This is a genomic window from Kitasatospora sp. NPDC127067 (genome assembly GCF_042724755.1).
GTDB lineage: Bacteria > Actinomycetota > Actinomycetes > Streptomycetales > Streptomycetaceae > Kitasatospora > Kitasatospora lactacystinica.
On the sequence record NZ_JBHXEM010000206.1, the window covers coordinates 1 to 9,779 of the forward strand.

The following is a 9,779-nucleotide window of genomic DNA, read 5'->3' on the forward strand; positions in this document are numbered from 1 at the left end:
TGTCTGACAATTCGCGCACCCGGCGGGAATTGTCAGACACGCCCCTAGACGCGGATGCGGCGGAAGACGGTGAGCAGCAGGAGCAGGGTGAGCGCCAGGAGGATGCCGGCCTCGACGAGTTGGATGGGGACGAGGTGGTCGGCCGGGTGGAAGCGGGCCCAGGAGGCGATGGCCTCGTCGCAGCCGGGGGCGCGGGCGGAGAAGAGGCAGGAGTCGGTGCTGGCGTGGGTGCCGTCGGGCAGGACGATGCCACGGCCGAGGAGCCAGGCGTTGGTGGGTTGGGGGGTGCCCACGGCGGCGATCTGTTCCACGGCCGGGTAGAAGTGGGGGCGGGCCCAGAGGACGAGGCCGTGGGCGGCGGCGACGAGGGCGCCGGTGAGGAACATCGCGGGCAGGGTGCGGCGGACGAGTTGGCCGATCAGGACGCCGAGGGTCAGGGCGAACAGGGACCAGGCGATCGGGGCGAGGCCGAGGACCGGGTAGGTGAAGAACTGGAACGGCGGGTCGAAGGCGGCCGGGCCGTGCACGATGTCCGTCCACCACACCCAGGTCATCAGGGAGGCGAGCACGCCGGCGGCGGCCAGGACGGCGAGGCCGGGAACGGCGAGGCGGACGGCCAGCCAGCGGACCGGGCTGACGGACTGGGCCCGGATCAGGCGGATGGTGCCGCGTTCGTACTCCTGGGCCAGCAGCGGGGCGCCGACGAACACGCCGGTCAGCAGCGGGACCGCGGTGACGGCGGGCTGGAGGACCTGGAGGTACCAGAAGTTCGGGCGGTCGATCGGCTCCAGGCGGTTCCAGCACTCGCGCCGGTCCCAGGTCTCGGGGTAGTAGCAGTCGGTCCGGTGCAGCTCGCTCACGATCCGGCTGCTGGCGAAGTGGATCCACAGGAGGTCGGCCACCGCCAGGACCAGCAGGATGCCCAGGGTCCACAGGAGGAGCCGGTTCTGGCGCAGCACCAGCCAGAGGATTCCGCGCAGGGCGGGCTTGGTGGAGGCCGTGGGAGCGGTGGTGCGGTCGGGCAGGACGGTCGTGCTCATGCGGCCACCTCGTTCGGTTCCTTGCGGTCGGCCGGTTCGGCGGGTCCGCGGAGGTAGCCGAGCAGCAGGTCCTCCAGGCTCGGGCGCTCGCTCTCCCACTCGCCGTCCACCGGCTCGTCGGTGCGGACCAGGGCGATGGCCCGGCGGCCGCTGACGCGCTGTTCGACCACCGACTCGGCGGCCAGGGAGGGCTCCTGGGCGGCCGGGCCGGTGAGCAGCCGGTGCCCGTCGAGGATCTCCTCCAGGTCGCCGGCCAGCCGGATGCGTCCGCGCTGGACGAGGAGCAGGTGGTCGATGACGCCGTCCAGCTCGGGGAGGATGTGCGAGGACAGCACGATGCTGGTGCCGCGCTCGGCGGCGGACGACATCAGGGCGCCCATCAGCTGGTGCCGGGCGAGCGGGTCGAGGTCGGCCATCGGCTCGTCGAGCAGCAGCAGGTCGGGGAGCTTGCCGAGGGCGAGGGCGAGGCAGACCCTGGTGCGCTGGCCGCCGGAGAGCGAGCCGATCCGCGTATTGGGGTTCAACTCGCCCTGTTCGACGATCTGTTGGGCCCCGTCCTCGTCCCACACCGGGTTGAGCTCGCGGCCCATCCGCAGCGTCTCGGCGACGGTGAGGCCCGGGTAGAGCGGCTTGTCCTGCGGCACGTAGGCGATCCGGGCGCGCAGCCCGGGATCACCGGCGGTGGCGCCCAGCACCCGCAGTCCGCCCTCGGTGGGCGCGAGTTGGCCGGCGGCGAGGGAGAGCAGGGTGCTCTTGCCCGCGCCGTTGGGGCCCACCACTCCGCAGATCCGCCCGGCCGGGACGGTGAGGTCGCAGCCCCGCAGGGCCCAGCCGCCTCGGTACCTCCTGCCGAGGCCTTCGGCCTCCAGGGCCGGCGCCGACGCGGGCGCCGTGGTCGTCGGGTCGTCCACCCGGTCCCCCCACTGTTCTCTGTTCGGTGTTGCCGAGGGGTCCTCAGACCCCGGTGTCGGAGCCGGAGGCCTTGCTGTCGGAGCCGGAGACCCCGGTGTCGAAGCGCTGCTCCAGGACGGAGGCCATCAGCGCGGCGATGTCCTCGCGCTCCAGGCCGGCCCCCCGGGCCCGGTCCACCCACCCGACCAGGTCCGCGCGCAGCGGCCCGTCCGCGGCCGCCTCCGGCCGGGCGAGCGAGCGCCGGACGAAGGTGCCGAGACCCGGGCGGGGTTCGACCAGCCCTTCGCGTTCGAGTTCGCGATAGGCCTTCAGCACGGTATTCGGGTTGATCGCGGTCAGTTCGACCACCTCACGGGCGGTCGGCAGTTTGTCTCCGGGCTGGAGCAGTCCGAGTCGCAGGGCCTGCTTGGTCTGCTGCACGATCTGCTGGTACGTGGAGACGCCGCTGCGCCGCTCAATGCGGTACTCGATCACCGGCGTTTCGGCCTTTCACTAGTTCAATAGTGGAATAGTGGCCCACGGCGGCACGCGGGTCAAGCCGGACCCCCGGAGGGTGTCCCGGCAGAGGTCCTTCAGGGACGTTGCAGCAGGAGCAGGCCGTCCTGCTCGACCAGCGGACGGTACCCGCCTTCCCGGTAGAGGGCCAGCATCCGGGCGGTGTCGGCGGTGGCGCACGGGGCCTGCACGCTCGGGTCGCGCAGGTCGACGGCCACCCACTGCGGTCCGGGGCCCACCGGCGCCCGGCAGACCAGGGTGACCTCGGCCCGGCCGGTGAGCTGAGCCGCCAGCCGGTTGGAGGCTGCCACGGCGGCGCCGTCGGGTATCCGGTGGAGCATCGCCCGGGTCTCGGTGAGCCGGGGCGAGGTGCGCCAGGCCTCGGGCATCACCACCTCGTGCAGCGGGTAGAGCGGCAGCGTCACGGCGGTCACCAGGGCGCTGACGGCGAGCGCACGGCGGACGCGGCGGGCGTCGCAACGCCGCAGGACGTCGACCAGGGCCGCCAGCGCGATCGGCATCAGCACCGCGCTGTAGTGGTAACTGACGCCCCAGTAGTGCGGGTTGGCCGAGAGCAGCCGCCAGGCGAGGGTGGGCACGCAGAGCAGGAGGAGCGGCGAGCGCACACCGGCGAAGCCGGCAGTGGCGGCGAGCAGGAACAGCAGCAGCCACTTGACCGGCGGCCAACCGAGCCGCAGCGGCAGCGCCCAGAACGAGGCCTGCCCGCCCTGCCCGCCGCCGTCCAGCTGCTGCCAGTAGTCGAAGCCCCCGCTCGGGTTGAAGGCCGGCAGCACGACGAGCACGGTGAGCACGGTCGCGGCGAAGCCGACGACGGCGAGGGCGAGCCCGGGCAGCGGGCTGCGGCGGCGCTCCCGCCGGGCCTGCCAGGCGATCAGGACGCCGACGGCGGCCACCGTCAGCCCCAGGTCCTCCTTGACCAGCAGCAGCGGCAGCGACCAGAGCGCGGCGGCGAGCGGCCGGCGCCGGCCGAGTGCGGTGGCGGCGAAGGCGAGCAGCGGGACGGCGAAGGCGATCTCGTGGAAGTCGTCGGCCGCCGCCCGGACGATCCCCCAGGAGGCCCCGGTGGCGCAGCCGACGACCAGTGCCGCCCTCGCCCCGGCCACCTCGTGGGCCCAGCGGGTCAGCGGGACGACGGCCAGCGCCATCAGCAGCGCCTGGGCGACGACGAGGGTGAGCGGGCTCGGGAAGGCCCGGTAGGCGGGAGCGAGGACGGCGATCAGCGGGTGGAAGTGGTCCCCGAGCAGGTGGTAGCCGGGCCCCTTGAGCGGCACGATCGGCGCCTGCCCGTGGGCGTACGCCCGGACGGCCTGCTCGAAGATGCCCAGGTCGTAGGCCTTGGTGAGGCCGCGCCGGTGCCGGTTGACGGCGACGCAGATGTAGAGCGCGGCGAACCCGGCCGCCAGGCCCCAGGCGAGTGCGGCGGGGCGGCGGGTGAGCAGGGCCAGCAGGGTCGTGAACCGGGCGGAGGGCGCGGAGGGCGCGGACGAGGTGGTCGGGGCCGAAACGGAGACAGGGGCGGAAGCAACGGAGGGAACGGGGGACGCGGAGGCTGCGGACAGCAGGGCTCGCGGCGGGGAGACGGAAGCGGGCATCGGCAAAGTACCCTTTCACTATTTGATTAGTGGAAGGGTGATGGAAGCCGGACCCGCCGTCAAACCCGGCCGGCCGACGCCGACCGGGCCTTCGGGCTGCCCTCCGAACCCCCGATCCGGCTCACTCCGCACCCGAGCACCCGAGCACCCGCACCCGCACCCGCACCCGCACCCGCCAGACTCCCCGCGACGAACGCTTGACCTTGACGCTACGTCAGGGTTGGAGGCTTGCCGCATGACGAACGAGAGCACTTCCACCGCCCCGCTCCACCCCCCGGTCGGCGGCTTCCAGGAGGTCGACGGCCGCCGCCTCTACCTGCACCGCCAGGGCACGGGCGGCCCCGCCGTCGTCCTCCTGCCCGGCGCCAGCGCCATCGGCCTGGACTACTTCGGTGTCCAGCAGGGGGTCGCGCAGTTCACGACCGCCGTGGTGTACGACCGCGGCGGCACCGGCTTCAGCGACGAGGCCGCGCTGCCCCGCACCGCCGCCGAGGTCGCGGGCGAACTGCGCGAACTGCTGCGCGCCCAGGGTGTTCCCGGCCCGTACGTCCTGGTCGCACACTCGCTCGGCGGCGCGTACGCCCACGGGTTCGCCCAGCGGTACCCGCAGGACGTGGCCGGACTGGTCTGGCTGGACGCCTTCCACCGGGACTGGGACGACTACATGCCCGCCGAGGCGAGCCTGGCCGCCACCCTGCGGCTGTCGCCCACCGAGGAGCAGTTGCGGCAGGCGCTCCCCGCCATCCGGCAGCTGTGCGAGGAACTGCTCGTGGACTACCCGGCGGACGTCCGCGACGCGGTGACCGAGTACCACGTGAGCGAGCGCTGGATCCACGCCGGCATCGCCGAACGCGCCTCGATGCCCGAGCTGGCCGTCGAACTGCGGGCCGGGGCGGACCTCCCCGACGTCCCGCTGATCGCGCTCACCCCGCTGGGCGTCGACCCCGGCCAGCAGGCGCTGATGTCGGAGGAACTCCTCCAGGCGATGCACGACGGCAAGACGCGGCTGTACGCGGACATGGTGGCCAGGGTCTCCAACGGCGAGCAGCGCCTCCTCGCCGACACCGGCCACAGCCAGTTCGTCTTCGAGCGGACCGATGTCGTGGTCCGGGCGATCCGCGATGTCGTGGACCGGGCGGGCCGCGCCTAGACTTCGGCCACAGCCACAGCCACAGCCACAGCCACAGCCACAGCCACGAATCCTCAACGGAACCGGAGCCGGACGGTGCTGACGATCGGTCAACTCGCCGCGACCGCGGGCGTGACCGTACGCACCGTCCGCCACTACCACCAGGTCGGGCTGCTGCCCGAGCCCGAGCGCGACGGCTCCGGCTACCGCCGGTACAGTGCCCAGGCCGCGGTGGACCTCATCCGGATCAGGACGCTCGCCGACGCCGGGGTGCCGCTGGCCCGGATCGACGCGCTGCTGCACGCGCAGCCGGAGGAGTTCGCCGCCGCCATCACCGACCTCGACGCCGAACTGCGGCACCGGATCGACCAACTCGCCGAGCACCGCCGCCGGATCGCCGACCTGGCGAGCGGCGAGCGGCTCGCGCTGCCGCCCGAGGTGGTCGCCATCCTGGACCGGATGCGCGCGCTCGGGGTCAGCGAGCGGTCGGTGCTGCTCGAACGGGACACCTGGATCCTGCACCAGGCCCTGGACCCGGAGGCCATGCGCCAGGGTATCCGGGAGAAGAACGCCAGCTTCGGCGACGCCGAGACGATGCGGCTGTTCCTGCTCTGCGACCAGTCGCTCGACTGGGAACCGGACGACCCCCGTGTGGACCGGCTGATCGACGACCTGGACGCCTGGGAGGCCGCCCACGGGCGGGACAGCAGCCGGCCCGGCAAGCAGGCGGTGATCTTCTCCCGGCTCGCCGAGGCCTCGCCGACCTGGCAGCGCATCCTCGGCGTGCTCGCCCACCGCGCCAAGCAGCGCCGCCTCGCCGAAGGCCCCAGTCCTGCCGAGGAGCACCGCCCCGCCGAAGAACCCCCCGCCGCCGAGGAAGGCCGGGCCGCGGACCCGGCACGGAAGCGTTGACGTCGGATTCACGCCAGCCCAACCCCCCTTCGTACTGCTGGACTTCGGGTCACGAACCCACCACCCAGCGACGGGACCTCCGGCATGCCGACCGGCACCACCCTCCATCCAGCCCCGACCACCCCGGGCGCGACCGCCCCGGGCCCGCGCCCCCGGGACGGCGGCACCCTCGCCGTCCTCGCCGTGACGACCGGCGTGTTCTCCATCGTCACCACCGAGATCCTCCCGATCGGCCTGCTGACCCCGATCGGCGCCACCTTCCGGATCTCCGACGGCACGGCCGGGCTGATGATGACCCTGCCGGGCATCGTCGCCGCGGTGGCCGCGCCCCTGGTGACCGTCGTGACCCGGCGCGCGGACCGGCGGACCATGCTCTGCGCGCTGCTGCTGGTGCTGACCCTGGCGGACCTGCTCAGCGCCTTCGCCCCCGCCTACTGGGCGGTACTGGCCGCCCGGATCGTCCTCGGCCTGGTCATCGGGGCCTTCTGGTCGATCGGTTCGGGGCTCGCCCCGCGCCTCGTCCCGGAGCACCGGCGGGCCAGGGCCAACACGGTGATCTTCTCCGCCGTCCCGCTCGGCTCGGTGCTCGGCGTCCCGGCGGGGGCGTTCCTCGCCTCCCTGGCCGGCTGGCGGACGGCCTTCCTCGCGATGGCCGCGCTGACCCTGCTCGCCCTGGCCGCCCTCCTGCGGTCGCTGCCGCCGCTGCCCCCGCTGACCGTCACCGGGCTAGGAGTGCTGCGCGGTCTGCTGGCCGGCCGGGGCACCCGGACCGGCATCCTGGTGACCTTCCTGATCGTGCCGGCCCACTTCGGCAGCTACACCTACGTCACCCCCTTCCTCGCCGGCACCACCCACGCCGGCCCCGGCCTGATCACCGCCCTGCTGCTCCTGTACGGCGCCGCCGGACTGCTCGGCAACGTCCTGGCCGGGGGCCGGGCGGACGGGGCACTGCGGCCGGTGTTCGGCACGGCGGCCGTCCTGCTCGCCGCCGCGGCGCTGCTGCTGCCGCTGCTGGGCACCGGCGGTCCGGGCGCCGCCGTCCTGCTGGCGCTCTGGGGCACCGCCTACGGGGCCGTCCCGGTCTGCGCGCTCAGCTGGTTCCTCGCCGCGGCCCCGCACGCCCCGGAGGGTGCCGGCGTGGTCTTCACCTCGGCGTTCCAGGCCGCCTTCTCGATCGGCGCGCTGGCCGGCGGCCTGGCGGTGGACCACTCCTCCCCCGGTACGGTCATGCTGCTCGGCGGGACGGTCGCCCTGCTCGCCGCGGCCGCCGTGTGGCGGTACGGCCACCGGGTCCGTCCCGAGCCGACGCCGTGAGACGGCCGACGCGGTGACACACCCCCGGCCGGACCCTGGCCGTCCGCTCCGTCCGCGGTGAGAATGCCGGGGTGCCGTCAGCCCGTCCGTCCGTACGGCGGAGCCGCGGACGGCACCGCCGGCCGGGACGGTCCCGGGCGGCCGAGGACGAGAGGACGGCCGACGGATGGACAGCCAGCGGATGGATCCGGCGTTCCAGGGGCGGTTCGGCGACTACCAGAACGAGATCTATCTGCGCGGGCTCGGCGGCGTGCTGCCGACGATGCCGATGGCCTTCACCGAACTGGAGGCACGGGCGAGCACGGCACTGGCGCCCTCCGTGCTCTCCTACGTGGCGGGCGGGGCGGGCGACGAGTCCACCCAGCGGGCGAACGTCGCCGCCTTCGGCCGGTGGGGCCTGGTGCCGCGGATGATGGTCGGCGCGCGCGCACGGGACCTGTCGGTGGGCCTGTTCGGGATGCGGCTGCCGACCCCGCTGTTCATGGCTCCGATCGGGGTGATCGGCCTGTGCGCCCAGGACGGTCACGGGGACCTGGCCACCGCCCGGGCCGCCGCCCGGACCGGTGTGCCGATGGTCGCCTCCACCCTGACGGTCGATCCGCTGGAGCGGGTGGCCGCCGAGTTCGGCGACACTCCCGGCTTCTTCCAGCTCTACACCCCCACCGACCGGGCGCTCGCCGAGAGCCTGGTGCACCGGGCGCAGGCCGCCGGCTACCGGGGCATCGTCGTCACCCTGGACACCTGGGTCACCGGCTGGCGCCCGCGCGACCTGGCGACCGCCAACTTCCCCCAGCTGCGCGGCCACTGCCTGGCCAACTACACCTCCGACCCGGTGTTCCGCGCCCGCCTCGCCAAGGCCCCGGAGGAGGACCCGCAGGCGGCCGTCCTGGAGTGGGCCGGCGTCTTCGGCAACCCCCTGACCTGGGACGACCTGCCCTGGCTGCGCTCGCTCACCGACCTGCCGATCCTTCTCAAGGGCATCTGCCACCCCGAGGACGTCCGCCGCGCCAGGGACGGCGGCGTCGACGGCATCTACTGCTCCAACCACGGCGGCCGCCAGGCCAACGGCGGACTCGCCGCCCTCGACGCCCTCCCCGGCGTCGTCGAAGCCGCCGACGGCCTGCCCGTCCTCTTCGACTCCGGCGTCCGCTCGGGCACCGACGTCGTCAAGGCCCTCGCCCTCGGCGCCACCGCCGTCGGCGTCGGCCGCCCGTACGCCTACGGCCTGGCTCTGGAGGGCACCGACGGCATCGTCCACGTACTGCGCTCCCTGCTCGCCGAGGCCGACCTCCTGATGGCCGTCGACGGCTATCCCACCCTCGCCTCCCTCCGCGCGGACGGCGCGCTGCGCCGCACATGACGAGAATTCAGGTCACAAGAAGTCAGGTCACGACGAGGAATCAGGTCATCGTGTCCACCGGAAAGCGGCGGGGCTTGCCGGGACATTCGGGACGGCCCTACGCTCGAACGGCACAAATCGGGTCCGTACGTTCCCGCACGCTCGGAGGTCCGCCATCATCCGCGTCCTGCTGACCGCCTTCGAGCCGTTCGGCCGCGATCCCCTGAACTCGTCCCTGGAGGCGGGCCGACTGGTCGCCGCCGGTCCGCCGGCCGGGGTGGCCCTGGAGTTCGCCGGGCTGCCCTGGGCGTTCGGCGACTCGATCGCCGAACTGCGCCGGGCGGTGGCCCGGTTCGAGCCGGACCTGGTCATCGCCACCGGCCAGGGCGGCAACCGGCCGGACCTCACGGTCGAGCGGGTGGCGATCAACCTCGACGACGCCGTCCGGACAGCCGACCGGAAGGGCAACCAGCCGCTCGACCAGCCGGTCGTGCCGGACGGCCCGGCCGCGTACTTCTCCTCCCTGCCGGTGAAGGCCTGCGTGGAGGCGGTCCAGCAGGCCGGGATCCCGGCCACCGTCTCGCACACCGCCGGCACCCACCTCTGCAACCACGTGTTCTACGGGCTGGCGCACCTGATCGCCACCGAACGCCCGGAGCTGCGCGGCGGGTTCGCGCGCCTTCCGTACCTGCCGAGCCAGGCCTCCGGCCGGGAGCAGAGCGCCTCGATGTCGGCCGAGACGGCCGCCGAGGGGGTCCGCATCCTGATCCGCAGCGCCGTGGCCACCCTCCACCTGCCGCCCGTCGGCACGGTGGCGGCACCGCGCCGACGAAGCTGGCTGTCCCGCCGGATCAACTGATTCCCCGAAACTAGGTTCTGGAGACTGAGTTCCGGAGACTTCCGGAAATGCGAAGAACCCCCATCCGGATCCCGGATGGGGGTTCTTCTGAATAATTGTTCGGCGGCGTCCTACTCTCCCACAGGGTCCCCCCTGCAGTACCATCGGCGCTGTAAGGCTTAGCTTC

The 9,779-nt window shown here is 73.5% G+C and carries 9 protein-coding genes; 5 read left to right on the plus strand and 4 right to left on the minus strand.

The annotated features are described in order from the left end of the window. Window positions 1–44: 44 nt before the first annotated feature. From ACFWJ4_RS39535 to ACFWJ4_RS39550, 4 genes are all read right to left on the minus strand, one after another. Window positions 45–1,040, minus strand: coding sequence for a hypothetical protein (locus ACFWJ4_RS39535; RefSeq protein ID WP_380553756.1), 996 nt, complete (start codon window positions 1,038–1,040; stop codon window positions 45–47). After that, on the minus strand, window positions 1,037–1,951 hold the full coding sequence (locus tag ACFWJ4_RS39540; protein ID WP_380553759.1) for an ABC transporter ATP-binding protein: 915 nt from the start codon (window positions 1,949–1,951) through the stop codon (window positions 1,037–1,039). The genes ACFWJ4_RS39535 and ACFWJ4_RS39540 overlap by 4 nt, the downstream gene beginning before the upstream one ends. A gap of 43 nt (window positions 1,952–1,994) precedes the next feature. Beyond that, the gene (locus tag ACFWJ4_RS39545) at window positions 1,995–2,426 is read right to left on the minus strand and encodes a GntR family transcriptional regulator (RefSeq protein ID WP_380553762.1); all 432 of its coding nucleotides are present in this window, start codon (window positions 2,424–2,426) and stop codon (window positions 1,995–1,997) included. Window positions 2,427–2,524: 98 nt separating this feature from the next. Then, on the minus strand, window positions 2,525–4,060 hold the full coding sequence (locus tag ACFWJ4_RS39550; RefSeq protein WP_380553765.1) for a DUF2079 domain-containing protein: 1,536 nt from the start codon (window positions 4,058–4,060) through the stop codon (window positions 2,525–2,527). A gap of 235 nt (window positions 4,061–4,295) precedes the next feature. Between ACFWJ4_RS39550 and ACFWJ4_RS39555 the strand changes: the two genes are divergently transcribed. The 5 genes from ACFWJ4_RS39555 to pcp all read left to right on the plus strand — a co-directional run bounded on the left by ACFWJ4_RS39555 (window position 4,296) and on the right by pcp (window position 9,613). Continuing rightward, entirely contained in the window at window positions 4,296–5,210 is a 915-nt protein-coding gene (locus ACFWJ4_RS39555; protein ID WP_380553768.1) for an alpha/beta fold hydrolase, read from the plus strand. A 75-nt stretch (window positions 5,211–5,285) separates the two neighbouring features. Continuing rightward, complete coding sequence (locus tag ACFWJ4_RS39560) at window positions 5,286–6,101, plus strand: MerR family transcriptional regulator (RefSeq protein WP_380553771.1); 816 nt, start codon at window positions 5,286–5,288, stop codon at window positions 6,099–6,101. 84 nt (window positions 6,102–6,185) lie between these two features. Then, a complete protein-coding gene (locus ACFWJ4_RS39565) occupies window positions 6,186–7,415 on the plus strand; it encodes an MFS transporter (protein ID WP_380553774.1) in 1,230 nt (409 codons plus the stop codon). 166 nt (window positions 7,416–7,581) lie between these two features. After that, window positions 7,582–8,775 (plus strand): alpha-hydroxy-acid oxidizing protein, encoded by a 1,194-nt coding sequence (locus tag ACFWJ4_RS39570; RefSeq protein WP_380553777.1) that lies wholly within the window; start codon window positions 7,582–7,584, stop codon window positions 8,773–8,775. A 154-nt stretch (window positions 8,776–8,929) separates the two neighbouring features. Next, window positions 8,930–9,613, plus strand: a complete 684-nt coding sequence (gene pcp, locus ACFWJ4_RS39575) for a pyroglutamyl-peptidase I (RefSeq protein WP_380553780.1) — start codon at window positions 8,930–8,932, stop codon at window positions 9,611–9,613. The last annotated feature ends 166 nt before the right edge of the window (window positions 9,614–9,779 follow it).